Origin of the sequence: Allobosea sp. 2RAB26, assembly GCF_052115465.1 — a bacterium.
In the GTDB taxonomy this organism is placed as follows: Bacteria; Pseudomonadota; Alphaproteobacteria; order Rhizobiales; family Beijerinckiaceae; genus Allobosea.
The window spans coordinates 357,293-382,078 of sequence record NZ_JBFRGS010000004.1; the positions used below are offsets into that span (position 1 = coordinate 357,293).

The following is a 24,786-nucleotide window of genomic DNA, read 5'->3' on the forward strand; positions in this document are numbered from 1 at the left end:
TCAGGCCTGCTTTTTCCAGTCGGAGAACCAGCCTAGCCCCTCGAGCGTCCCGGCCCTTGGCCGGTACTCGCAGCCGACAAAGCCAGTATAGCCGAGACCGTCGAGTTCAGCGAACAAACGCGGATAATCCGGGCCGAGCGCGTCCGGTTCATGGCGGCCATTGGCGCTGGCGATCTGGACATGGCCGACCAGCGGATAGAGCGCCTTGAGCTTGCCCGAGACGTCGCCGTGGATCAGCTCACAGTGATACATATCGAACTGCAGCCTGACATTGGGCCGCCCGGACTCGCGGACATAAGCCGCGGCCGCATCGAAATCATTGAGAAAATAGCCCGGCATATCCTTGCCGTTGATCGGCTCGAGCAGCAGATCGATGCCATGCTCGGCGAGCTTGTCAGCGGCATAGGCGAGCGAGACACGATACGCCGCCTGGGCTGCGGGATCCCCGGGATCGGCATGTCCCGCCATCATATGCAGGCGCTTGACTCCGGTGGCATGCGCATAGGTCAACGCGGTTTCGACGGAGGCGCGGAATTCCCCCTCCCGGCCCGGAATGGCGGCCATGCCGCGCTCGCCCTTGACCCAGTCGCCCGGCGGCAGATTGAACAGCGCCTGCTCGAGTTCAGCCCCCGCGAGCGCAAGGCTCACCTGCTCGACCGGGTGTTCATAGGGGAACAGGAACTCCACGGCCTCGAAGCCAGCTTCCGCGGCCGCCTTGAAGCGGTCGAGGAACTCCCACTCGTTGAACATCATCGACAGATTGGCGGCAAAACGCGGCATGGCATCCTCAGGCAAACGATACGCGCGCCAACCTATCGGGCCGCACGCCCTGCGTCATGTGAGAACGCAACAGAGGCGCTTTGCGTTCCGATGGGAGATCAGCCTCCTCGTCGCGAAGTCAGCCCGGATGACCAGCAAGCCTCGGCGACATCGCGAGGGAGCGCGGGAGCGCTGCTATTTCTTGGCAGGCGCCACCGGCGGGTTCGGATCCCTGGAGAAATTGCGGAAGACCATGTCCGGCGAAGAGGTATTGTGACGCGAGTGGGTCGTGCGGCCCATCCAGATATCGCTCGCCTTGCCGCCGCTGAAGGGCATCAGCAGTTCCTCGCGCCAGCCCTTGGCTCCGGGCTCGCGTATGGCGATGCGGGCGACGTCGTTGTTGAACTCGGTGACGTACATCGAGCGCAGCGCCACAAAGGCCTTGCCGCCGGTAACCGGCTTGTCGAGCACGGCATCCAGCACCATGCGGTTCTCGTCGACGCTGTCGAGCTTGAGCGTCGCAGCCGAGCCATCCTTGAAGTTCATCTTGAAGGAGGTCGTCTTCGGGTCGAACTCGATCTCCTTGATGTTCACCACCGGCCGTGCGCCATCCTGTTCGATCGGTCCGAACAGGAAGGATGAGCCGTAGGAGGAGAAGCCGAGATGTTGCGGCGGCATCGGCCGGGCGCGCCAGTAGCCGTCCTGCGGATAGACTACGAGGACTTCATAGGATTTGTCCTTGCCGAGCTTCCAGAGCTGCACGAGGTGCAGGCCCTTCTCGACCCGGTCTCCAACCTTGAAAGTGGTGTCCGACGGCCGCCAGAAGGTCGGGAAGGTGTAACCGACGAGCCAATAATCGATGCTCTCGTAGAAGGTGACCCGGCGCGGCGGTGTCGGCGCGGTGAAGACGGGGTCGCCGGTCATATCGCAGGCGGTCCAGTCTGCGTCCCAGTTATCGCGGACCAGCCCGGCGATATAGGCCGGATGTGCCGCCTCGATCTGGAACCGCCGCACTTCAGGCGAGATCGCCTTGATCGTGACGTTGTCCTTCTCGGCGCAAAGCACCGGCTCCGACTCGTTCTTCACCTCGACAGCGACATCGCCCGCAGCGTGCACCGGCGCGGCGAGAAGCAGGAGAGAGAGCGAGAGAGCGATTGGGCGGGCGAGGCTGAACATGACCATCCTTCGAAAACGGCTTTCGACGCCAGCATGGCGAAGGCCTGATGAATGCAAGCTGGCTGGTTCCCTCTTAGGGCGTGCGGGCAGTCGATGAAAGCATGCGCCTGCAGAGACGGAGGCTCAGCAGGCGGTCGTTTCAACCGATGACAGGCAGTGGTTCACGGCTGACTCGCGCCATCGGGGAACGCGTGGAAATACAACTTCTGCTGGCCGGAGCCCTGATGCTCCTCATCGGGCTGGTCCACTCCGTCCTCGGCGTCCTGGCGGCGACGAAGGGCAGGCATCCGGGCCCGCTCGTCTCCTTGCGGCAGCGGTGCTGGTCCGGCGGGGGGCCGGCAGTTTGAGCAATGCGACGATGCCCGCTGCTCAGCCCTGCAGGATAGCGTAGACATCGCCAGAGTTCGCCGAATGCGGCAAATCACGCAGGTAGCCGCCCATTGCTTCGGCGCTGGCCTCCTCGGAGAGTTCAAGGAACTGGCTTTCACCGAGTGCAACGTTGAAGCGGTACGGCCCCATAGTCTCGAGCAGCGCGAGGCAGCCCTCAGCGACATCGCGCTGGATCGTGGTGAACTCGAACGAGATCACCGGCACCCGCCGCGAGAGCCCGGCAAGGACATTGGCCTCGAAACCCTCGACATCGATCTTGATGAAGGCGGGCTCGCCATAGCGCGAGATCAGAGCATCGAGCGTCGTGCAAGGCACCGTGATCTGGCGATCCCAGACCTGGTCTGCCCAGCCCTCGGCGCCGCGGGCGGCACCGACGAACTGCTCGGAGACGGTCGAGACGGTCGGATTCGCACTGTTGATCCTGAGCGTCACAGTACCGGCCCGGTCGCCGCAGGCGGCCTGTACCAGAGTGACATTCGGATCCCGACCGTGAATGAGGCGAATGGCGCGCGCCGGGCCGGGTTGCGGCTCCAGCGCAACAACCCGCGCACCGAGCCGACGGAAGGAGGAAATCCGGTCGCCGACATGGGCTCCGATATCGAAAGCGAGATCGCCGGGCTTCAGGAAACTTGCATAGAGCGCATCCATTGCCGCGTGGCGTTGGCGATCACGATGATAGACCCTGAGCGAGCGCGCAATCGCCTTGGCCGTACCCTTGGGATAGGCCACCCCCGTCACGCGTGCGTCTCCGCCTGGATGGCGACAAGTTCGGCCGGAGCATCGAAATCCTCAGGGATACCGCAGAGGCCGCGGGCGACGAACCATTCGCCCAGCGCCGGTGCGGCGGTCAGCATGGCAAAGGGAATCGCCAGCACATAGCCGGCAGTCAGCGGCAGCGACCAGAGCAGTACCGTCGGCGACAGGATGGCGAGCGTAACGAAGATATAGAGCCCGAAAAGCAGATGCGGCCACAAACCTGCGAATGCCGTCGCAAAGGACAACGCGTGTGCGTCGCGCGACTGGCCGTTCCAGCCGATCTTCGCTCGCCCGAAGGATAGGCCGATCATGAACAGCGTCGTGCGGAAGGTCGAGACCGCTCCCTGCAGGAAGGCAAAGACGATCTCGATCAGCGACGAGGCGATGAAACGGCCCGTGCCGCCGTAACGCTTCGTGCCTCCTCTGGTCAGCAGGATATCGGCAAAGCCCGCCAGCTTGGGCGAGAGATACATCGTGAAGAACATCACGTAGAGGAAAGCCGCGAGCCCCGCCGGGTATCCGGCGATATTGCCATCCTCGAGCACCTTCCAGGGCAGTAACGCGATCATCAGCGTCCAGGCGGGCAGGCCGAGGAACATCAGGATCGCCCAGACGAGCTGGAAGCGGCTCATCGGCTTCAGGCCCGGCAGATCGAGCAGCTTGAGATATTGCAGGTTGCCCAGGCACCAGCGCAGATCGCGCTTGGCGAATTCGAGCATGGTCGGGGGGTTCTCCTCCCAGCTTCCCATCTCCTCCGGCAGCACGCGCACCTCATAGCCGGCGCGGCGCATCAGGGTCGCCTCGACCTGATCATGGCTCATCACCGCCCCGCCCAGCGGCGGGCCGCCAGGCAGCACGGGCAGATGGCATTCATCGCGGAAGGGCGCGATCCGCACCATGGCGTTGTGCCCCCAGAAGGGCCCGCACTCGCCGATCCACCAGGCCGAGCCCATCGTGTAAGGGCGCATGCCGTGACGCATGCCGAATTGGAAGATCCGAGCGAAGGCCGACCTGCTCGGCATGCCGACGACAAGGCTCTGCACGATGCCGAGCCGCGGATGGGCCTGCATCATGCGGGTCAGCCTGACGATCGCCTCGCCCGACATCACGCTGTCGGCGTCGAGCGGCAGCATCAACTCGTAGCGATCGCCCCAGCGCTCGCAGAATTCACGGACATTGCCGGCCTTGAAGCCGGCATTGTCGGTCCGGCGGCGATAGGTCACCCGGCCGCTCTCGCCGAGCTCGCTCGCCCACCCCTCGGCGAGCGCCTCCTCCGCAGCGGCGACACGAGGATCATTGCTGTCGGAGAGCACGAAATAGTCGTACCAGCCGCCCTGCCCTGTCGCGTCAAGGCTTTGCTTGACCACGCGCAGGCGACGGAAGGCCCGCGCGGGGTCCTCGTTGCGAAGGGTCATCAAGACTGCAGTGCGAACCGCCAACGGTGTCGCGACATCGCCGTCAGCGGCGAACGGCGCAACCTGCTCGCGCCCGTCCTCGACGCCATGCAGCAGCCAGAGCCCGATTGCAGCATTCCAGAAGCCGAGCACGGTCCAGGGAGCGCCGAACAGGAAGGCGACGAAGATCACCATATCGGCAAGCGTCCAGCCGCCCGCTCCCAGCACCCGCGACACCCCGAAGAGAAGGCCGGCGAGCGTGACGAGATTGAGCACGAGAACCAGCAGTCGGCGGGCCCGCAGCACGCCGATCGTCTGCAGCCCGGCGGGGGTTAGCCCCGGCAGCGCATCGCCTGCCTCTTGCGCCGCCGGCTGGAACGTGGTCGGAGCGGGGCGCTGGTTCATGGCGGTTTCCGTCATGCGATGGTGCAAGGCGAGGGTCTGCTCAACATGGCGCAGGAGCTAAAGCCGGCATTCGCAGCCGGCGCAAGTTCGACGGCGATGGGCCTCTGGTATGTGGCGCCGCGTGAATGCGCCCTGAACACCGTTACGGTGCCCCCGGTGGGACCGGGTGATTGCCTTGTTCGCACGCTCTGGAGCGGCATCAGCCGTGGCACCGAGCGCCTGGTATTCGAGGGGCGCGTGCCGCCGTCCGAGCACGAGCGCATGCGCGCGCCCTTCCAGGAAGGAGCGTTCCCGTTCCCGGTCAGATATGGCTATTGTGCCGTCGGGCTGGTTGAAGACGGGCCGGCCGATATCATTGGCAAGACGGTGTTCTGCCTCCATCCGCATCAGAGCCATTTCGTGGCGCCGCGCGAACGCCTAACGGTTGTGCCCGATGCCGTTCCTGCTCGCCGCGCGGTGCTCGCCGCCAATATGGAAACAGCGCTGAACGCGCATTGGGATGCCGCATCAGGTCCCAGCGACCGCATCGTCGTCGTCGGCGGCGGCGTGCTCGGCCTGCTGGTTGCCTGGATTGCGGCGCGGATGCCCGGTGCCGATGTGACCCTGGTCGATATCGACCCCGGCCGCGCGACGCTGGCGGAACAGCTCGGCTTCGGTTTCGCCCGGCCCGGCGCCGCCCCCGAGAACGCCGATCTCGTCTTCCATGCCAGCGCCTCGGCGCCAGGGCTTGCCACGGCGATAGCAGCGGCCGGTTTCGAGGCCCGCATCGTCGAGCTGAGCTGGTATGGCGAGGGCGTTGTGCCCGCCCCGCTCGGCGGCGCCTTCCATTCCAAGCGATTGCAGATCGTCTCCTCGCAGGTTGGGCAGGTCTCACCTTCGCGCCGTTCCCGATGGGACTACGCCAGGCGCGCCCAGGCCGCGATGGCCCTCCTCGCCGACGAACGTCTGGACGGGCTGATCACGCAGGAAATCCTCTTCGCCGACGCTCCGGCGCAGCTTCCCGGCGTGCTGTCAGCAGATTGGCGCGGGCTTGCGGCAGTGCTGCGCTATTGACCTGACACAGGCGCGTTGGCCAAGACAGGAGCCTGCCGACGCGCCGGCTCAAGGGAGTTGCACATGTTTTCCGTCGAAGTCCGCGACCGCATCATGATCGGCCACTCGCTGCCCGATCCGTTCTTCGGCCCGGCGCAGAACATGCACGGCGCAACTTTCGTGGTCGATGTCGCCTTCTTCCGCGAGCGGCTTACGCGCCAGAATGTCGTGGTCGATATCGGCGCCGCGCTCGACGTGCTGAACAAGACGCTGAAGCCGTTGAACTATCAGAACCTCGATACGCTGCCGCAGTTTTCCGGCGTGCTCACCACCACAGAATTCCTCTGCAAATACATCTTCGACGCGATCGCTGGAGCCGCGAAGTCGGGGGCCCTCGGCGAGGACGGCGCCGGGCTGTCCCGCATCCGCGTCACCTTACATGAGACCGACCTCGCCCGCGCCAGCTATGAGGGCGCCCTCGCGTGAGCGAGATCGTCTTCGCGATCCCCGGCGAGATCGACCTGCCTACGGGCGGCTACGGCTATGATCGTCGCCTCCTGCGGGAATGGCGCGCGAACGGCGTCGCGGCGCGGTATCTCCCCCTGCCCGGTTCCTTCCCAAACCCGACGCCGCAGGATCTCGACGAGACCCGGCGGCTGTTTCTGTCACAGCCTTCCGATCACGTCCTGCTGATCGACGGATTGGCCTATGGAGCCTTTCCGGAAAACATCGCAGCCGGCCTGGCCGGTCGCGTGGTCGCGCTGGTGCACCACCCCCTCGGCTTCGAAACCGGACTTGAAACGGAGCAGGCCCGAGCGCTGATTGCGCGCGAAACCGCCGCCCTGCGTCATGCGAGCGCCATCATCGTCACGAGTCCGGCGACCAAGCGCCTTCTGGTCTCCGATTTCGGAGTCCCCACCGGGCGCATCGCAGTGGCGGAACCCGGCGTCGATCGGGCACCGCGTGCTGCCGGCGGGCGCCCGGACGAGCCGCTGCAACTGCTCGCGGTCGGGTCCCTCGTCCCGCGCAAAGGCTACGACATCCTGGTCGAGGCCTTGCGCCCGCTGCAGGGCCTTGCCTGGCGGCTCACGATCATCGGCGCAGCCGACCGTGCACCCGCGACAACGCTCGCGCTCAAGGCACAGATCGCGTCTTCCGGGCTTCAAGACCGGATCACGCTGGCGGGGGCCGTCGGCGAGGCCGAGCTGGCGCAGGCTTATGACAAGGCCGACACTTTCGTGATGCCCTCCCTCTTCGAGGGATATGGCATGGTGCTGACCGAAGCGATGGCGCGAGGCCTGCCGATCCTGTGCACCACCGGCGGCGCAGCAGCTGAAACAGTGCCGGACGCCGCCGCCATCAAGGTTGCTCCCGGCGATGCCGGCGCATTGACCCGGGCGTTGAGCGAGCTTCTGGCTCAACCGACTGGCAGAAAGCGCCTCGCCGATGCCTCCTGGGCCGCGGCCGAGACATTGCCTCGCTGGCAAGACACCGCGACGATCGTCGCCGAGACCTGCCGAAAGGTGTTTGCATGAGCGGCTTTTCTCCAGACTGGCTGGCCCTGCGCGAGCCGGCCGATCACGCGGCACGCAACCCGCAATTGCTTGCAGCCGTTGGCGCCCATTTCTCCAGCCGCCCATCGCTCACCATCGTCGATCTCGGCTGTGGCGCAGGCTCCAACCTACGCGGTACCTATTCCGCGCTCCCCGCCCGTCAGCACTGGACGCTCGTCGATTTCGATGAGCGCCTGCTTGGCGTCGCTCGCGAGCGCCTCGCGGCCTGGGCCGATGACGTCCGCGAGCAGGGCGAGGAACTCGTTCTGAGCAAGGGCGGCAAGACGATCACCGTCGATACCCGCGAGGCGGACCTGAACAAGGATCTCGAATGGGTCCTGGGCTGGCAGCCCGATCTGGTGACCGCCGCCGCCCTGTTCGACCTCACCTCGAAGCGATGGCTCGAACGCTTCGTCGCCGCACTCGTGAGCCAGAACGTCCCGCTCTACACGGTGCTGACCTATGACGGCCGCGAGCAGTGGCAGCCGAAACATGACGCCGACGCCAGGGTCCTGGCGGCCTTCCACCATCATCAGCACAGCGACAAGGGCTTTGGTCCAGCCGCTGGACCGGATGCTACGGAGGCAATGGCCGAGGCTTTCCGCAAATCCGGCTTCGCGGTTTCCACCGGCGAAAGTCCGTGGTTGATCGATGAGAGCCAGCGCGAATTGGCGGAGGCCCTGACCAAGGGCATCGCCGAGGCGGTCACCGAAACCGGCCATGTCGACCCCGCCACGGTCGCAGACTGGCTGGAGGCCAAGCGCGCGACCGTGTCCGGGCTCGTCGGCCATCAGGACCTCTGGGCCCGGCCCGTCTGAAGCGGGTCGGCTAGCGCGATTCCGGCCACATCCGCCGCAACACGCCGTCTTTACGGATGAAACGGTGATAGATCACGGCTGCGATATGCGCTGCGATCAGCAGGGCCATGCCGAGCGCCAGCCACCCGTGGATATTGAGCACCTTCTTCGCCATATCCTCGTTCGGCGCAGCAAGTGCCGGTAGATCGAACAGATCGAAGATCGTCAGCGCTGGAAAGAGCGACACACCGATCCAGCCCAGGATCGGCACGATGAGCAGCAGGCCGTAGAGCAGCCAATGCACCAGATGCGAACCGGCCTTGTGCCACCACAGCAGGGTCGGCTCGTCGGGCGGGGCGCCATGCAGCAGGCGATAAGCCAGTCGCCCGGCCATCAGCCAGAGCAGCGTGAAGCCGATCAGCTTATGCGCGCTGTAGAGAGAGTTGGTCAGTGCATCCCAGATATCGAGGGTCTTGCCGCGATAGGTCATCGCCAGGCCAAGCGGAATCATCACGAGGACGAGCGCAACGATCAGCCAGTGGAAACCCCGCGCGACCGGGCTGTAGATCTCTCCCATGCCCGATTTGGCGGCCTTGGCGTCGTGACTGATCACCCTGCTCTCCCATGGCTTCCTGTGATTGGGTATGCTGCTACCTTCGCCCATTCATCTCGCGTTCAATCTCACCTTCCTATACAGCTGGCGGCAACAGATTGGATGGCTGCTAAGTTCAGCCGACGTGAGGGTTTTGGCAACGGGAACCGTCTGCCCCCGGGAACGTTTCGAAACCGGGGTCAGTCGCGCATCCCTAGCGATTTCCTGATCGTAGAATAAACATTCCTCCGCCGCTCGCCGGTGCAATCTGACGGACAGTTCGATGCCCAAGTCGCCGATGTCTCGGTCGCGTACGCTCTTCGGCCGCTCGCAAGAAACCAGCCTCGTGACGGTCGATCGTGCGATCGCCGAATTCCGCGCCGCCCGACCGGTGCTCTTGCGCGATGGCGTCAATATGGCTCTGGCCCTGTCCGCGGAGCTCGCGGACGCTGATCTGGCTCAGCGTCTAGACGAACTTGCCCGCGGCCGAGCGCACCTCATTCTCAGCGCAGCGCGTTTGCGCAGGCTCGGAGCCAAGGGCCGGAGCGAGACCGGCATCCTGGCGATGCCGACGCTCGATCTTGCTCGGATCGAAACCCTTGCCTTGAAGATCGACGCCAAGGTCGATGCGCCCGTTGCGCCAGCCGGTCCGCTCGACGAAGCCGCGATCGAGCTCGCCAGGCTTTCGCTGGTTTTGCCAGCGACGATCCTTGTTCCGGTCGCAGCTGACGAGATCGCCGGCGAGCCGCTGGTCGAGGTCACCATTCAAGCGATCAACGCCTACCGGGGCGAGCAGGTCGCATCGCTGGCGATCGTCGGGCGGGCGCCGGTGCCGCTGGAAGGTGCGCCGGAGACCGAGTTCGTCGTCTTCCGCGGCGGCGAGGGCCTGCGCGATCAGGTTGCGATCATCGTCGGCAAGCCGGATCTCGACGCGGCCGTGCCCGTGCGCCTGCATTCGGCCTGCCTGACGGGCGATCTCTTCGGTTCGCTGAAATGCGACTGCGGCGACCAGTTGCGCGAGACCGTGCAGTGGATGGCAGAGAACGAGGGTGGCATTCTGCTCTATCTGGACCAGGAAGGCCGTGGCAACGGCATCTCCAACAAGATGCGCGCCTACCGCCTGCAGAGTCAGGGCTGGGATACCTATGACGCAGACGAAGTGCTCGGCTTCGACCTCGACCAGCGCCATTTCGATTTTGCCGCCACGATGCTGAAGCAGCTTGGCGTGACGAGCGTCACCGCCTTGACCAACAACCCGCTCAAGATCGGCGCGATCAAGGCGGCGGGCCTCGAGGTCGCCGCAACCCAGCGCGTCCTCGGCCGGCCGAACGTCCACAACGTCCGCTATCTCGCCTCCAAGCGGGACCGTGCCGGTCACTTCATCGACATGGACGCGTTGATGGCTCGCGCCGCCCCGACGGATTGATCGAGGCTGCAGCTTCGGGCAGAGCTCACTGATGTCCGAGCCCGGCACCGCCCCCCCTCCGGTTCCCTCGACACGCTGGCCGCTGGCCAGCGTGTTCTGCATCGTATTCTGCGCCTGGCTGGCCCTGTCCTGGCCCTGGCTTTCGGGAATCGTCACCATTCCCTGGGATGCAAAAGCGCATTTTCACCCACAGCTGCAATTCCTGGCGACGGCGCTGAACCGCGGCCTTTCTCCGTTCTGGACGCCCTATGTCTTTGCCGGATCGCCCCAGGTCGCCGACCCGCAATCCCTGATCTTTTCACCCCCCTTCGCGCTGATCGCGATCTTCAATCCGGCGCCGAGCTTTCGCTGGAGCGACGGCGCAGTGCTCGGCACCTTGCTGGCGGGCGCCCTCGCGGTTGTGCTGCTGTTTCGAGATCGCAACTGGCATCCGGCCGGTGCCGTCGTTGCAGCTCTCGCCTTCGCCTTCGGCGCCTCGGCAGCCTGGCGCATCCAACATATCGGGCAGGTGCTCAGTCTCGGCTACTTCGCCATAACGCTATTGCTGCTGTCGCGTGCGCTTGAACGCAGCTCGCTGATCTACGGCTTGGCAGCGGGCATCGTGGCCGGCTTCATGGTGCTTGGCCGCGATCAGGTCGCATTGCTCGGCGTCTATGTCCTGGCCGGGCTGGTGATCGCCGCCATTGCCATGGCCGACAGACCGCTGCGGGCCGTGCGCGCAAGCATCCTCCCGCTCCTCGCCGGGTCGCTCGGCGCCATCCTCGTCGCGACCGTTCCGATCCTGCTCACCGCCTTCCTGGCCCAGGAATCGAACCGTCCCGCCATCGATCTCATCGGTGCCGGAAAGGGTTCGTTGCACCCTGCATCCCTGCTCACCGGGCTGATCGCCAATCTTTATGGCGCGGCAGGGCCGCTCGAGAACTTCTGGGGGCCGCCGAGTCCTGCCTGGGAACAGCGGTTCGGACCGCTCGATCTCTATCTCGCCCGCAACATGGGCGAGCTCTATCTCGGCTTCCTGCCGATGCTGCTGATCCTGACCGTCGGACTGGTGCGTGGCGCGCTGCTGCGGCGTGAGATCATCGCGCTCGCCATCGCAGCGCTGCTGGTGCTGGTCTACGCACTCGGTCGCTACACACCCGGTTTCCGGCTGATCTTCGAGGCGCTGCCCGGCGTGAGCTTCTACCGGCGGCCTGCCGACGCGCTCTTCATCCTGGGGGCGCTGCTTGCGATCCTCGGCGGCTATCTGACCCATCTCGTCATGACCGACACGGCGCCACGGACGCGGCTCTGGCAGGTGCTCGTCGAGGCCGCGCTCCTGGCCGGCGCCCTTGGGCTTGCCCTCTGGCTCGCCTGGACCGTCGGACGTGTCGGTGTCGCGACGATCCCGCTCGTCACGGCGCTGCTCTGCGCCCTCTTGAGCACGGGCGCGTTGGTTGCAGCACGCGGGCTCGCGCTGAGAGGGGCAACGCTGGCGGCCGCTGCCTTGCTGGCGGCGACGCTGACGGTGGATCTCTCCGTCAACAACGGTCCGAGCGAATCCACCGCCCTACCCTCGCAGAATTATGACGTCCTGCGCGCCGACAGCACGAACGAGACGATTGCTCTGCTCAAGCGTGAGACGGCCCGCACCGCCGCGCCGGACCGCCGCGACCGCATCGAGCTCGCGGGCATCGATTTCCACTGGCCCAACGCCAGTCTCGTCCATCAACTCGACAATACGCTCGGCTACAATCCCCTCAGGCTCGGTCTCTACAGCAAGGCCACGGGCGCGGGCGACCATGTCGCCTTGCCGGACCAACGCACGTTCTCGCCGCTGATGCCGGGTTACCGCTCACTGCTCGCCGACATGCTCGGCCTGCGTTTCATCGCGACCGGCGTCCCCGTCGAACAGATCGACAAGACCCTGAAGCCTGGCGACCTCGTTCAGATCGCCAGGACGCGTGATGCCTATGTCTACGAGAACCCGCGCGCCTTGCCGCGCGTGCTGCTTGTCGAGAAGGCCGAGCGGGCCGATTTCGGCGCGATCCTGGCAAGCGGCCAATGGCCGGCAGGTTTCGACCCGAGAACCACGGTCCTGCTGGAGAGGGCCCCGCCGCCCGTGCCCGCCGGGCCGGTTCAGCCCGGCTCGGTCCGCATCGTCGATTACGGCACCACCGAAGTCGCTCTCGAGGCGGATTCACCGCGCGGCGGCTATGTCGTGCTCAATGATGTCTGGCATCACTGGTGGCAGGTCGAAATCGACGGCAAACCAGCTCAGCTGCTTCGCGCCAATGTCCTGTTCCGGGCGGTCGCTGTGCCGCCAGGCCGATCGAAGATCCGCTTCGTCTTCCGCCCCTTCGAGGGACTCTACGCCGATATCGGAGCCTGGCTGAAGGCGCAGCGGGCGCCTCCGGTCTGAAGCGCGCTCAGGCGAGCGCGGCCATGGCCGCGACAGGCATGGCCGGTTGCCCGGCCAGGACGCGGGTGACACCGGCCGGGTCGACCTCTCCATCCAGGATCGTCTCTTCGCGATGGATGCCGCCGGCGACGAAGAGGCTGTCGAAGCCCATCATGCGAGCCCCAGCGAGATCGGTCCGCACCGCATCGCCGATCACCAGAACCTTGTCGGTTTCGATCGCCCGGCCGCCCCGAGCCTCCCGGGCCGCAGCAAGCGCCAGGTCATAGGCCGGACGATGCGGCTTGCCGGCCCAGGCGACCGAACCGCCAAGTTCCTCGTAAATCGTCGCAAGCGCTCCGGCGCAGGGCAGCAGATCCTCGCCGACATGCACGACGAGATCAGGATTGCCGCAAATGAAGGGAAGTTTGCGCGCCGCCAAGCGCGTCAGCAGCGGACGGTAATCCTCTGGTGTCTCGCGCTGATAGTCGTTCAGCTCCGTCGCAACGACGAGCTCCGCCTCCGCTTCGTCGACGAGACTGACATCGAGGCCCGCAAACACGGCCCGGTCCGCCTGCCAGCCGATATGATAGATCTTCCGTGTCGGGCTCGCTGCGATGAGCGCCTTGGTCACATCGCCGGAGGTCACCAGCCGATCCCAGACCTCGCGCGGAACGCGCTTGTCGTCGAGAACGCCGGCAATCTGCTCAGAGGGACCGGGCGCATTCGAGAGCAGCACGACTGCCCCGCCACGCTGCCGGAACTTGATCAACGCATCGCAAGCGGGTTCGAGGGCCCAGACACCGTCATGCACGACGCCCCAGACATCGCTGATGAGCACGTCATAGCCGGCGAGCAGATCGCCGGCCTGGCTCAGGATCGGAACGTTCATCTCAATCAAGCCCTTGCCTCAACGGCCATCCGCGCCTCGACATCGGCGCGCTTTGGCAGCGGCGCGACTGCGCCATAACCCAGCGTGGAAAGTGCCGCCGCGACATTGGCGTAGGCGGCAGCGACAAAGGGATCGCCCGTGCGCACATATTCTGCGAGGAAGGCGCCGTCATAGCAGTCGCCGGCTCCGGTCGCATCGATCGCGTCGACCTTGATCGGCACGAAGCGCTGACGCCGCTCCGGCGTCGCAACCAGCGAGCCCTCGTGGCCCAGCGTGAGCGCGACAATCCTTGCGCCAAGGCCGAGATAGAAATCCGCGATCGCATCTGGCTCGCTCAGGCCGGTCAACTGGGTCGCGTCGTCAAAGCCTGGCAGCACGATATCGGCCATGGCGCAGGCCGCATGGATGATCGCTCGCGCCCGGGTCAGCGGCCAGAGCTTCAGCCTCAGGTTGGTATCGTAGGCCGTGGTGACGCCGCTCGCACGAGCCGCGGCAAAGGCCTCGAATACCGCATCGCAGGCACTTGCCGAAATCGCCTGGCTGATCCCCGATGCCTGCACCACCTTGGCCGACCGAACCAAGTCGAGCGGCAGGTCGCGCGGTCCGCAGAGGCTCGCGGCCGACCCCGCACGCAGATACGAGAACACGTGCCCGTTCGGTCCGTGATCGACGAAATAGAGCCCGGTCGGCGCGGTCGGATGGGTCGTGACATGGCTGTCATCGACGTTTTCCCTGGCCCAGAGCTCACGGAAGGAGCGGCCTGCGCTGTCATCCCCCAAAGCGCCGGCATAGGCGACGCTGGCACCCTGCCGCGCCGCGGCGATCGCGCAATTCGAGGTGTCCCCGCCATGTCCGAAGCGGAACGAACCGGCTTCGCCGCGGGTCGCATTGAACTCGCCCAGCGGCTCGCCGATGCAGAGAATATCGAGTGTCTTATCCGTCACGGCACCGTCTCAGGCCAGAGCTGTTGGACGCGGCGAAAAGCCTGCGCGCCTTCCTAAAGCATCAAGCGCCCAAGGTGGAAACGGTTTTCCGCGGGATTGCGAGCTATTCCGCCGCTTCCCGGCTCGGCGGCGGCGCCAGGAGCTGATCGGCGATCCGCACAATCTCCTGCCGCAGGGCGGCATTGTCGCTCCGCGCAGCCGGATCATCGACGGGCTTCGCCTCGCGTCGCAACTGGGACAGTTCCTGCTTGGTGCGCGCAAGCTCGGCTCGCACCTGAGCCAGTGCCCCGTGCAGGGTCTGCGCTTCCGCATGCTCGGTTTCAAACCGGGCATCCCGAGCCCGCAACTCGTTCTGGGCCTGCGCGACCTCTTCGGCGGCCCGCTGTTTTCTGGACGCGTTCATGGATTTCTCCTGCGCCAACTCCACTTCGAGTTCCTGCTTCATCCGCACCTGCTGGTCGCGCTCCTCCTCGACCTTGCGGGCGAGCGCCGCGAGACGACCAGCCTCCGCAGCGACCTCAACTGCGCCGGAATCCGCCGCCGCAAGGCCTGCCTCGGCTTGTACCGCGCGTGCGGCCAGGGCGTCGGCGCGCAGTCTTTCGCTATCCCGATCGGTCGTCATCGCCTTGAGCGCGGCCGTCACCTGATCGACGGCGCGCCGGCTCGCCGCCAATTGGGCTGCGAGTTCGCCGCGCTCTCCCTCGATTACCATGATGCGCGTGCGGCCTTCGACCTGCGCAACGCGATGAGCATCGCCTTCCTGGCGGGATTGCGCGAGCTCGGCCTCACGCTCCGCAAGCAGTGTCTGGGTCTGCTCGAGCGTCGCGCGCAATTCTGCCAACTCTCCGGTGCGTGCATCGAGATCGGAGCCAGTGCCACGTAACGCAAGCCTGGCCTCGTTCAGGCTGTGCTCCAATGCACCTAGATCATGGATCCGCTGTTCGATCGTACCACTGGCCAGCGCCGCCGCTGCGATTTCCCTGGCCAGCGCGTCGCGGGTTTCGGAGAGATCGGTGCGCGTGGCCGCCAGATCGCCCTCGAGCCCGCTGATGCGTTCTTCGCGGGCACCGAGCTCCCGTTCGAGCCGCCCGATCGCCATGTCGCGGCGGCCGAGCTCTTCCATCGCCCCAGCCCTTGCAGCGAACCCGCTTTCCGCCCGTTGCTCGAGAGCCCGCGCCTGCATCGCCAGTTCCGCCCGCAGATGGTCTCGATCGGCTGCGATCTCCGCCAGCGAGAGCGGGAACGCCGCCTCTGCCCGCCTGCGAGCCAGGCGGTCGGCCCGTCGGGCAAGCGCCGGCAATGCCGCCAGCGCCAGCAGAATGGCTGTCAGGAAGCCGAGCGTGACGAGCATGACGGCTTCGATCAATTCACCGGGCTCCGATCAGGAACGATTCCAAGAACGAAACCCTGCCATGACAACAGCGCCATGGCCAGCAAAACGAGCCCTCCCGGTCAGAACGGGTTCCAGGTCGCCTGCGGCGTGAACTTGAGATAGCCGAGATTGACGCCGAGCCGCCAGCCGACGCCGGTCCGGATCGGCACCAGCGTCACGCCCTCCGCTGCCATTGCAGTGAAGCCGAAGCCGCCGACAAAGTAGACCGAGCCGTCAATGCCGACGAAGCGCTGATAGAGCGCATCGACGACCGGCAGGTTGTAGACCAGCATCATGGTGCGGGCGCCTTCTCCGCCGAAGTCGAAGCCGACGGACGGGCCCTGCCAGAACACTTTACGATCGCCGGCATTGCGCGTGAACAGCGTGCCCTCGCCGAAGCGGAGGCCACCGACGAAGGCACCGGACGCCTCTTGGCCGAGAACATAGCCATTGGGTTCGCCCCAGCGCCGGACCGCCTCCTCGATCGTCAGCGCAAGTCCGCGCGAGACATTGCCAAAGAATTGATGACCGGAGCTGACGAGCTCGGTCTGGGAAAAGGACTGCGGATTCTGGCGCTGTGCCAGGACCGGCAGGCTGCTCAGGCCAAGGGTGGCCGAGACAACCGCACCGGCCAGAAGAGAACGGCGAGTGAGATCCATTGAGGAAACTCCGGGCTAGGCGTCGCATCCCGGCCGGGTGGCCGGATGCGTGGCGGGGCACGGCATCACGCGAATGCGCGACAATTCAGTAACCAGTTTGATACGCCCCAAGAGTATCCAACCCGTGAAGATTGCGCGAAGGTGCTTCCCCGCCGTCACCCAGCAAAGGAATCTGTGATGAAGGCCGTAAAATGGCAGCGCTGGATTTCGATTGCGGTCGGCGTCCTCGCCCTTGCCATCGCGGTCCAGCCGGTGCTGGCCCAGCCGGCGGCGCTGCCCCATGGCCTTCCGGAATTGCCTGCAATTGGCGAGGAAATGCAGCGCGAGATCCGTTCCGGGCTGGCATTGCGCGGCTACGACCCCGTTGCCTATCACGCAGAAGGTCGCGCGGTTTCCGGTCGCCCGGACTATGAGCTGATCTATGACGGCGCAGTCTGGCGCTTCAGCACGGCCAGCAACCTCGAAGCCTTTCGTGATTCGCCCGATGTCTACGAGCCGGCCTTTGCAGGTTTCGACCCGCTCGCGGTCGCCGATGGACGTGCCGTCGAGACCGACCCGCGTCGCTTCGCGATCATTGATTCGCGGCTCTTCCTCTTCCGAAGCGAAGAGAACAGGCGCCGGTTCACCCAGGAAACCTCCCTGCGCCAGCTTGCGGAATCCAACTGGCAGCGCGTCAGCCAGCAGATCGCTCGCTGAAGCGTCGGCCCGAAAAACGAATTGCGGTTTTCGGACAAGCCGATGCACCCTGGAAGGTTAGGAGACCGGATACGATTATCCGGTCCTGTGATCTAACCTACGGTACCCGTCTGGCCGACAGGCGTCAGTTCCTTCGCAAGTGCGATCGCGCGCCCGGCCAATCCCTCATTGCTGGCCGCCACGAAGGACGGGTTGCGATAGTGCCGCTCGGCGCCGCCATAGCGCAGCACATTGCCGTCGAGCTGCCGGACGACACCGCCAGCTGCGGTCAAAATCGCGTCGCCGGCGGCAATATCCCATTCCATCGTTGTTCCTCCGCGGACATGAAGATCGGCCTCGCCACTGGCGATCAGGCCGAATTTCACCGCCGAGGACATCGGCATCTGTTCACTCTTGCACATCGCGCTGAGAACGCTGCTGCTGAGCGCGTCTCCGTGAAAGCGGCTCACCAGCACGACCGGACCGGTCGCCGGAGTGGGGCGGGCGACGATGCGTTGCGCCGCACCGAGCGTTGAGCCATCCGGCGCGATGGCCTGCGCAAAAGCATCTTCCCCCGCAAACCAGAGCCGCCCGATCTCCGGCGCGGCGATCGCCCCCGCGATCGGCCGCGTGCCGCTGATGATGGCGATCGCGACACAGTAGCTGCCACCAGCCGCCAGGAATTCACGCGTGCCGTCCAGCGGGTCGAGCAGGATGAAAACGGGGGCAGGCTGAGCGGATTCGACACTCTCTTCGCTGATCACGGGGAAATCCGGCAGCAGCCGCGCGAGGGCCGCCTTCGCAGCGTGATCGGCGGCGAGGTCAGCGGAACAGACGGGCGAACCGTCCGCCTTGCTCCGCACATCCCTTGCCGCGCGCATGGCCAAAAGCACCGCGCCACTGAGGCGCGCCGCCTCGGCCAGCTTCTCAGCCAGCGCATTGCGGTCGGAAAGGAGCGGATCATCGGGCGCTATCATGCGGATTGGGCGCCCATTCGCTGTTCTGCTGGCCAAAACACAGTTAACCACATGCAAACCAAGATCGCCTCATACCTTATCGTATCGGCGCTTCATTTGCCATGAGCGCGCCCCGAAACGCTGTTCCCAGGACATCTGCCATGACCGACATCTCGCTCGAGCCGCTCGATCTGGCTGCGCTTCTTTGCAGCCGGGTCTGCCATGACGTGATCAGCCCGGTCGGCGCCATCGTCAACGCGCTCGAGGTTTTGGAGGAAGACGATCCCTCGATGCGCGATTTCGCACTCGAGCTGATCAAGAAGAGCGCGCGCAGCGCGTCCGCCCGCCTGCAATTCGCCCGGCTTGCCTTCGGCGCGGCGGGATCGGCAGGCGCGATGATCGACCTCGGCGATGCCGGCACGGTCGCGAATGGCTTCCTGAACGATGACAAGCTCTCGCTCGACTGGGAGGCCCCGCGCGCGTTGCTGCCGAAGAATCAGGTCAAGCTCGTGCTCAACCTGCTGATCCTCGCGACGCAGGCGGTGCCGCGCGGCGGACGCCTCGTCGCCCGCACCACCCTGGAGGGCGAACAGGGCAGCTTCCATATCACCGCCACCGGTTCCCATGCCCGCATTCCGGCCCATGTCGAGGAACTGCTCGCCGGCCGCTCCGAGACAGGCACGATCGACGCCCACGCCGTGCAGCCGCTTTACGCCGGCATGGTCGCCCGCGCGGCCAATATGAGGGTCGCTTTCGCCATCGACGGCGACACCGTGACGATCACGGCCGACAAGGCGGACTGAGCCATTTCGGCCGAGAGCGCAGGAACATCGCGCTTTCAGTCCTGTCTCAACCGATCATAAACCCTTCCGCTGCATAGATGGGCGCTGCATTGTTGCGTGGGTAATGGTCTTCGGCATGGACGAATTGCTCCAAGAGTTCCTTGGCGAGACTGGCGAGCATCTCGACACCGTCGACAGGGAGCTCGTGCGCTTCGAGCAGGAACCCAATAATCGCGATATCCTGCGCAACATCTTCCGGTTGGTTCATACCGTGAAGGGCACGTGCGGGTTCATTGGCCTGCCGCGCCTCGAAGCCCTGACGCATGCGGCAGAATCCGTGATGGGCCAGTTCCGCGACGGCGCAACCGTGAACGCGATCGCGGTGACCGCGATTCTGGAAACCATCGACCGCATCAAGGAGATCATGGCGGAGCTGGCCGACAAGGGCCAGGAGCCAACCGGCAGCGACGAGGTCCTGATCCGCGAATTGCAGGCGCTGGCCGACCAGGCCAAGAAGGAGCTGGCACAGTCCCCTTCGGTCAACCTATCGGATCCGGTCGCCGCCTACCTGGCCCGGCACGCTCTGTCCGCGACCGATGACGGCCTCGACCTCGTCTTCCAGAGCGCACCCGGACCGCAGCGCGGACCGGACGGGCGCATCGAAAGCGCGGCCCGCCACGACGCTGCCGCCGAAGACACCTCCCCCCGCGAGAGCCGCTCGGCGGGTCCGGCGAGCCTTCGCGTCAATGTCGACACGATCGAGCATCTGATGACGATGGTCTCGGAGCTCGTGCTGACCCGCAACCAGTTGCTCGAAATCTCGCGTCGCCAGGATGACGCCGCGCTCAAGGCGCCGCTCCAGCGTCTGTCCCTGATCACCGCCGAACTGCAGGACGGGGTGATGAAGACCCGCATGCAGCCGATCGGCAATGCCTGGTCGAAGCTGCCGCGCATCGTGCGCGACCTCAGCGGCGAACTCGGAAAGCGCATCGAGCTCGTCACCGAAGGCGCCGATACCGAGCTCGACCGGCAGATCCTCGACCTGATCAAGGACCCCTTGATCCATATGGTGCGCAACTGCGCCGATCACGCGATCGAGCCACCTGCCGACCGTGTCGCCGCTGGCAAACCGGCCCACGGCACCATTCGCCTCGCCGCCTATCACGAGGGCGGCTCGGTCACCATCTCCATCTCGGACGATGGGCGCGGCCTCGACTTCGAGCGCATTCGCCGCAAGGCACTGCAGCAAGGTCTTGCCCATGAGGGCGAGATCGAGCGCATGAGCGAAGCGCAGCTCAGCCGCCTGATATTTCATCCCGGTTTCTCGACCGCGGAGAATGTCACCGCGATCTCCGGGCGCGGCGTTGGCATGGACGTGGTCAAGTCTAATATCGACGCCATTGGTGGGTTGATCGACATCGCCAGCACGGTGGGTGCCGGCACCACATTGACCATCAAGATCCCGCTCACCCTCGCTATCGTCGCAGCCCTCATCGTGGCCTGCGGCGAACAGCGCTTCGCCATCCCCCAGATCGTCGTGCGCGAGCTCGTCCGCGTGAAGGCCGGGGCCGATCACCGCATCGAGCAGATCAACGGCACACCTGTCCTGCGGCTGCGTGGCCGATTGCTGCCGATCATCGCACTTGCCGGATTGCTGAACGCCGGTCCCGCGGCAGCAGATGACGGGTTCATCGTGGTGACACAGATCGGCGAACGTCAGTTCGGCATTCTGGTCGACACCGTGTTCCACACCGAGGAAATCGTCGTCAAACCGATGTCGACGAAGCTGCGTCACATCCCGATCTTCTCCGGCAACACCATCCTAGGCGATGGCGCGGTCGTGTTGATCGTCGACCCCAATGGCGTCGCCAGCCTCGTCGGAGCGACGACCTCTGCCGATGCCCCCGAGCAGAACGCGGCCAGCGGCCACTCCCCTGTCGGTGAGCGAACGACCATGCTGGTGTTTCGCGCCGGTGCCGACAGCCTGAAAGCCGTGCCGCTCTCGCTCGTCACACGCCTGGAAGAGGTCGAGGCAGAGCGGTTCGAGATCAGCGGCGGGCGCGTGCTGTTGAACTATCGCGGCCGTCTGATGCCGATCATCCCCGTCGGCGAAACACAGGTGAAGAGCAAGGGCCTGCAGGCACTCGTCATCATCGCGGAAGGCGAGCTGACCATGGGCCTCGCCGTCGACGCGATCGTCGACATCGTTGACGAGGTTCTCGATGTCGAGTTGCAGGCCATGCTCGACCAGGGTGCCGTCGGGTCGGCGATCATCAGGGGGCGCGCCACCGAGATCCTCGATCTGGCGCACTACCTGCCCAAGGGCGATCCGAACTGGTTGCGGGCCAGCCGCCGCGAAGGCGTGTCCAGCAGCGCGCATGTCCTGATGGTCGAGCCTTCCGAATTCCTGCGCGAAATGCTGGCCCCCGTCCTGAAGGCCGCAGGACTTCGCGTCACACTGGCCGCCGATATCGCCAGCGCCCGCCAGCATGTCGTCGCCGGCGGGCTCAACGGCGTGTTGATCGACCTCGACCGCTACACCGAAGCAGCGCTCGGCTTTGCGGCCGAACTGCGTGACGGCGAAGACGGCGATGCATTCCGGATCCTCGGCATGACGACCTTCGCCACCCCGGAGCTCTATGCACTCGCAACGCAGGCGCGCATGGACGCCATCGTTGCGAAATTCGATCGCCGTGCCTTGCTCGCCGAGCTGGCGGACAACCGCTCCAGACTGAGGCAGGCGGCATGAACTCAAAGCAGAGCAACGGACGTCCCGCCCCTGACGCGACGGGCTTCACGGAATCCCTCGACTACGTCACCGTGACCATTGGCGAGCAGTTGCTCGGGCTCCCGATCGGCCGCGTGCAGGACGTCTTCAATACCAGCCGCATCACGCCGGTGCCGCTGGCCCCGCCCGAAATCATCGGCCTGCTCAACCTGCGCGGGCGCGTGGTGACCGCACTCTGCCTGCGCAAGCGGCTCGGCCGGGAGCCCCTTTTGGGCGTAGCCACGGAGTTGGTTGCGGTGGGGATCGATCATGGTGGAGAGGCCTACGCGCTGATCGTCGACGCGGTCGGCGAGGTGATCCGTCTCGATCACTCCACGCTGGAGCCCGCGCCGGTCCATCTCGACCGCGCCTGGGCCTCCCTGGCAGCCGGCGTTCACCGCCTCGAAGACCGCCTTCTCGTCGTGCTCGACATCGACGCAGTGCTGAAGATCGACCTGCCTTTGGCTGCCTGAGCCGCGGCCCGCCCATTCTGGAGAATGACCATGAAATATTGCCTCGTCGTCGATGACTCAGCGGTGATCCGCAAGGTCGCACGCCGCATTCTCGAGGGTCTCCAGTTCCGAATCGCAGAAGCCGAGGACGGCGCCCGGGCGATCGATGCCTGCAAGGGCGAGATGCCGGACGCTGTGCTGCTGGATTGGAACATGCCGATCATGGACGGCTATGATTTCCTGCGCACCCTGCGGCAGATGCCAGGCGGCAAACGGCCCAAGGTCGTCTTCTGCACGACCGAGAACGACATTGCCCATATCGCGCGCGCCATGCACGCCGGCGCCGACGAATACATCATGAAGCCGTTCGACAAGGAGATCGTCGCCTCCAAATTCCATCAGGTCGGCCTGCTTTGACACGTCGCGCCGCGGCCCGTGCCGTCGCGGCCTATTTCTCGGCGGGTCATTGGTGGCCCACCCAGCCAGCCCTGCACTCGACGCACAGGGGTCGTGCCGAATGATGAGCCCTCGCTCATCCAGCCATGGCAGAACAGCCATACGTCCGAAGACCGTCGTCATCGCCGACGACTCCGTCGTCGTGCGCGGGCTGTTCGCACGCTGGCTCGGCGAGAGCGGCCAGTTTCACGTCGTCGCGGTGGCAGGCGACGGTGAGATGGCCGTGGAGCATGCCACGCGCTACCACCCGGATATCATGGTCCTCGACCTCGACATGCCCGGCCTCGACGGTCTTGCAGCACTGCCCCAGATCGTCAGGGAGAGCCCGAAGACTGCCGTCCTGCTGGCCACGACGCTGACGGAACGCAATGCCCGGCTCGCCCTGCAGGGCATGACCATGGGCGCCATGGACGTGCTGCCCAAGCCCGAAAGTCGCGCCGGCATGACGCTGTCGCTGGATTTCCGGAGCGAATTCCTGCTCAAGCTCAGCAGCATCGCACAGTCCTCGCACGAGGCGTTGCTGCCTTTCAGCGAAGTCCCGCCTGAGCCGGGTCTGCCGAGCGGCATTATGGATCTCAGGCCGCTGATCTCGATGATGCCGCGCTACCTCGTCATCGGCGCCTCGACAGGCGGCCCCCGCGCCGTGGCCAAGGTCCTCACCGATATTGGCGATGGCCTCCAGGACCTGACGACGCTTGTCGTCCAGCATATGCCTCCGCTTTTTACGGCGTCCTTCGCGGAACAGCTCTCCGGACAGATCGGTGTCAGGGCACGCGAGCCTTTCGATGGCGAAAGACTGAGCAGGGGCACGGTCTATATCGCGCCGGGAGGACGCCATCTCGGCATCGATCGCAGGCTTGGCCATATCGTCGCGAGCATCGGCGACGGGCCGCCGGTACGCTTCTGCAGACCCGCCGTCGATGTGCTCTTCAGCGAAGCTGCCAATCACCTCGGTCCGGCCGCGCTCGGCCTGGTGATGACCGGGATGGGCAGTGACGGCACGGATGGCGCGGGCGCGTTGCGCCGCGCCGGCGCCGCCGTAATCGCACAGGATGAAATATCGAGCACGATCTGGGGCATGCCAGGCTCCGTCGTGCGCGCTCGCCATGCCAGCACCGTTGTCGCGCTCGACGGCATCGGCCCCGCCATTCGTGCGCTGGTGCGTGGAGGATCCTCGGCATGACGGAGGCCGATTTCGACTTCCTGCGCACGCTGCTGCACCTGCGCTCGGGTCTCTCCCTCAGCACCGAGAAGCGCTACCTCGTCGAGAGCCGGCTCGGCATCCTCTGCCGAAAGCGAAATATCGCGGGGCTCGGTCCGCTTGTGCAGCGCCTCAGGCTCGAAGGCGACCGCGGCCTGGAGAATGCCGTCGTCGAGGCGATGACCACCAACGAGACGCTGTTCTTCCGCGACCGGACCCCATTCGATCTGTTCCGCAATGTGATCCTCCCCGAGAAACTCGCTGCGAATGCGGCCCACCGCTCCCTGCGGATCTGGTGCGCCGCAGTTTCGACCGGACAGGAAGCCTATTCCCTTGCCATGATCCTGGATGAGATGGCGGCGCAGCTGGCGGGCTGGAGGATCGAGATCGTCGGAACCGACATCTCCGCCGAAGTCCTGGAGCGCGCCCGTGGCGGGCTCTACACCCAGTTCGAGATCCAGCGCGGCCTGCCGATCCAACTCCTGCTGAAGCACTTCCGGCAGGAAGGCGACAAGTGGCGCATCTCGGAGCAGATTCGCGCGATGGTCGCGCTGCGGCAGCATAACCTGCTCGATTCGAGCGGTCATTTCGGCCTCTTCGACGTGATCCTCTGCCGCAACGTGCTGATCTATTTTGACGTTCCGACCAAGGCGCGGGTGATGGCCGCACTGGCCCAGCGGCTCGCCCCGGACGGAGCCTTCCTGCTTGGCGCCGCAGAGACGGTGATCGGGATCACCACCAGCATCGTTCCGGACAAGCAGCATCGCGGCCTCTACCGCGACGGCCGCTCCGGCAAGGCTCAGTCGCTCGGTCTCGGCTACCCCTTCGACCGGCCGCGTCCGCTGCCCACGGCCGGCTCCCGCCTCTGATCATCGGACTGGATACCTTATCCGGTCGATGATCGAACCTTCTGTGTTTGCATCGGCTTGCCCGAAAACCGCAATCGACTTTCGGACCGATGCTTTAGGCCGCTGCC

23 protein-coding genes are annotated in these 24,786 nt (G+C 65.5%); 13 read left to right on the forward strand and 10 right to left on the reverse strand.

The annotated features are described in order from the left end of the window. The 4 genes from otnI to mdoH all read right to left on the reverse strand — a co-directional run bounded on the left by otnI (nucleotide 1) and on the right by mdoH (nucleotide 4,880). Nucleotides 1-780 carry a 2-oxo-tetronate isomerase gene (otnI, locus tag AB4118_RS09785; protein WP_441489537.1) on the reverse strand — a complete coding sequence of 260 codons (780 nt, stop codon included), beginning with the start codon at nucleotides 778-780 and terminating at the stop codon, nucleotides 1-3. A gap of 174 nt (nucleotides 781-954) precedes the next feature. Further along, complete coding sequence (locus tag AB4118_RS09790) at nucleotides 955-1,935, reverse strand: hypothetical protein (protein ID WP_441489538.1); 981 nt, start codon at nucleotides 1,933-1,935, stop codon at nucleotides 955-957. 369 nt (nucleotides 1,936-2,304) lie between these two features. Continuing rightward, the gene (locus tag AB4118_RS09795; RefSeq protein WP_441489539.1) at nucleotides 2,305-3,063 is read right to left on the reverse strand and encodes an FkbM family methyltransferase; all 759 of its coding nucleotides are present in this window, start codon (nucleotides 3,061-3,063) and stop codon (nucleotides 2,305-2,307) included. Then, nucleotides 3,060-4,880: a glucans biosynthesis glucosyltransferase MdoH gene (gene mdoH / locus AB4118_RS09800; RefSeq protein WP_441489540.1), complete on the reverse strand. Its 1,821-nt coding sequence runs from the start codon at nucleotides 4,878-4,880 to the stop codon at nucleotides 3,060-3,062. The genes AB4118_RS09795 and mdoH overlap by 4 nt, the downstream gene beginning before the upstream one ends. A 45-nt stretch (nucleotides 4,881-4,925) precedes the next feature. Between mdoH and AB4118_RS09805 the strand changes: the two genes are divergently transcribed. From AB4118_RS09805 to AB4118_RS09820, 4 genes are all read left to right on the forward strand, one after another. Beyond that, on the forward strand, nucleotides 4,926-5,933 hold the full coding sequence (locus AB4118_RS09805) for a zinc-dependent alcohol dehydrogenase (RefSeq protein ID WP_441489541.1): 1,008 nt from the start codon (nucleotides 4,926-4,928) through the stop codon (nucleotides 5,931-5,933). A 63-nt stretch (nucleotides 5,934-5,996) separates the two neighbouring features. Then, the gene (locus tag AB4118_RS09810) at nucleotides 5,997-6,398 is read left to right on the forward strand and encodes a 6-pyruvoyl trahydropterin synthase family protein (protein WP_113510869.1); all 402 of its coding nucleotides are present in this window, start codon (nucleotides 5,997-5,999) and stop codon (nucleotides 6,396-6,398) included. Then, nucleotides 6,395-7,447, forward strand: coding sequence for a glycosyltransferase family 4 protein (locus AB4118_RS09815; RefSeq protein WP_441489542.1), 1,053 nt, complete (start codon nucleotides 6,395-6,397; stop codon nucleotides 7,445-7,447). Before AB4118_RS09810 ends, AB4118_RS09815 begins: the two co-directional genes overlap by 4 nt. Beyond that, nucleotides 7,444-8,283 carry an SAM-dependent methyltransferase gene (locus AB4118_RS09820; protein WP_441489543.1) on the forward strand — a complete coding sequence of 280 codons (840 nt, stop codon included), beginning with the start codon at nucleotides 7,444-7,446 and terminating at the stop codon, nucleotides 8,281-8,283. The genes AB4118_RS09815 and AB4118_RS09820 overlap by 4 nt, the downstream gene beginning before the upstream one ends. 10 nt (nucleotides 8,284-8,293) lie before the next feature. On the opposite strand, the gene AB4118_RS09825 is transcribed toward AB4118_RS09820, so the two are convergent. Beyond that, nucleotides 8,294-8,875, reverse strand: a complete 582-nt coding sequence (locus AB4118_RS09825; protein WP_441489544.1) for a cytochrome b — start codon at nucleotides 8,873-8,875, stop codon at nucleotides 8,294-8,296. A 262-nt stretch (nucleotides 8,876-9,137) separates the two neighbouring features. Between AB4118_RS09825 and ribA the strand changes: the two genes are divergently transcribed. Further along, entirely contained in the window at nucleotides 9,138-10,280 is a 1,143-nt protein-coding gene (gene ribA / locus AB4118_RS09830; RefSeq protein WP_441489545.1) for a GTP cyclohydrolase II RibA, read from the forward strand. A 31-nt stretch (nucleotides 10,281-10,311) separates the two neighbouring features. After that, the gene (locus AB4118_RS09835) at nucleotides 10,312-12,678 is read left to right on the forward strand and encodes a glycosyltransferase family protein (protein WP_441489546.1); all 2,367 of its coding nucleotides are present in this window, start codon (nucleotides 10,312-10,314) and stop codon (nucleotides 12,676-12,678) included. A gap of 7 nt (nucleotides 12,679-12,685) precedes the next feature. Here the strand turns inward: AB4118_RS09835 and AB4118_RS09840 are convergent, their stop codons facing one another. The 4 genes from AB4118_RS09840 to AB4118_RS09855 form a co-directional block, all read right to left on the reverse strand. Then, on the reverse strand, nucleotides 12,686-13,546 hold the full coding sequence (locus AB4118_RS09840) for a TIGR01459 family HAD-type hydrolase (protein ID WP_441489547.1): 861 nt from the start codon (nucleotides 13,544-13,546) through the stop codon (nucleotides 12,686-12,688). A gap of 5 nt (nucleotides 13,547-13,551) precedes the next feature. Beyond that, entirely contained in the window at nucleotides 13,552-14,490 is a 939-nt protein-coding gene (locus AB4118_RS09845; RefSeq protein ID WP_441489548.1) for a sugar kinase, read from the reverse strand. 103 nt (nucleotides 14,491-14,593) lie between these two features. Next, entirely contained in the window at nucleotides 14,594-15,856 is a 1,263-nt protein-coding gene (locus tag AB4118_RS09850) for a coiled-coil domain-containing protein (protein ID WP_441489549.1), read from the reverse strand. 86 nt (nucleotides 15,857-15,942) lie between these two features. Next, nucleotides 15,943-16,521 carry a DUF1134 domain-containing protein gene (locus AB4118_RS09855; RefSeq protein WP_043237907.1) on the reverse strand — a complete coding sequence of 193 codons (579 nt, stop codon included), beginning with the start codon at nucleotides 16,519-16,521 and terminating at the stop codon, nucleotides 15,943-15,945. A 177-nt stretch (nucleotides 16,522-16,698) separates the two neighbouring features. On the opposite strand from AB4118_RS09855, the gene AB4118_RS09860 reads away from it, so the two are divergent. Next, the gene (locus tag AB4118_RS09860; RefSeq protein ID WP_441489550.1) at nucleotides 16,699-17,217 is read left to right on the forward strand and encodes a YHS domain-containing (seleno)protein; all 519 of its coding nucleotides are present in this window, start codon (nucleotides 16,699-16,701) and stop codon (nucleotides 17,215-17,217) included. Nucleotides 17,218-17,309: 92 nt separating this feature from the next. Here AB4118_RS09860 and AB4118_RS09865 read toward each other — a convergent pair whose 3' ends face one another. Beyond that, a complete protein-coding gene (locus AB4118_RS09865; RefSeq protein WP_441489551.1) occupies nucleotides 17,310-18,173 on the reverse strand; it encodes a 3'(2'),5'-bisphosphate nucleotidase CysQ family protein in 864 nt (287 codons plus the stop codon). Between the two features lie 140 nt (nucleotides 18,174-18,313). Here AB4118_RS09865 and chpT point away from each other — a divergent pair, with 140 nt between their 5' ends. The 6 genes from chpT (at nucleotide 18,314) to AB4118_RS09895 (ending at nucleotide 24,679) form a co-directional block, all read left to right on the forward strand. Further along, entirely contained in the window at nucleotides 18,314-18,955 is a 642-nt protein-coding gene (chpT, locus tag AB4118_RS09870) for a histidine phosphotransferase ChpT (protein WP_441489552.1), read from the forward strand. A 115-nt stretch (nucleotides 18,956-19,070) separates the two neighbouring features. After that, entirely contained in the window at nucleotides 19,071-21,683 is a 2,613-nt protein-coding gene (locus AB4118_RS09875) for a hybrid sensor histidine kinase/response regulator (protein WP_441489553.1), read from the forward strand. Continuing rightward, nucleotides 21,680-22,174, forward strand: coding sequence for a chemotaxis protein CheW (locus AB4118_RS09880; RefSeq protein WP_441489554.1), 495 nt, complete (start codon nucleotides 21,680-21,682; stop codon nucleotides 22,172-22,174). Before AB4118_RS09875 ends, AB4118_RS09880 begins: the two co-directional genes overlap by 4 nt. Before the next feature lie 30 nt (nucleotides 22,175-22,204). Further along, nucleotides 22,205-22,570, forward strand: a complete 366-nt coding sequence (locus tag AB4118_RS09885; RefSeq protein WP_043237911.1) for a response regulator — start codon at nucleotides 22,205-22,207, stop codon at nucleotides 22,568-22,570. 103 nt (nucleotides 22,571-22,673) lie between these two features. After that, a complete protein-coding gene (cheB, locus tag AB4118_RS09890; RefSeq protein WP_441489555.1) occupies nucleotides 22,674-23,792 on the forward strand; it encodes a chemotaxis-specific protein-glutamate methyltransferase CheB in 1,119 nt (372 codons plus the stop codon). Next, nucleotides 23,789-24,679 carry a CheR family methyltransferase gene (locus AB4118_RS09895; protein WP_441489556.1) on the forward strand — a complete coding sequence of 297 codons (891 nt, stop codon included), beginning with the start codon at nucleotides 23,789-23,791 and terminating at the stop codon, nucleotides 24,677-24,679. The genes cheB and AB4118_RS09895 overlap by 4 nt, the downstream gene beginning before the upstream one ends. Nucleotides 24,680-24,786: the final 107 nt, after the last annotated feature.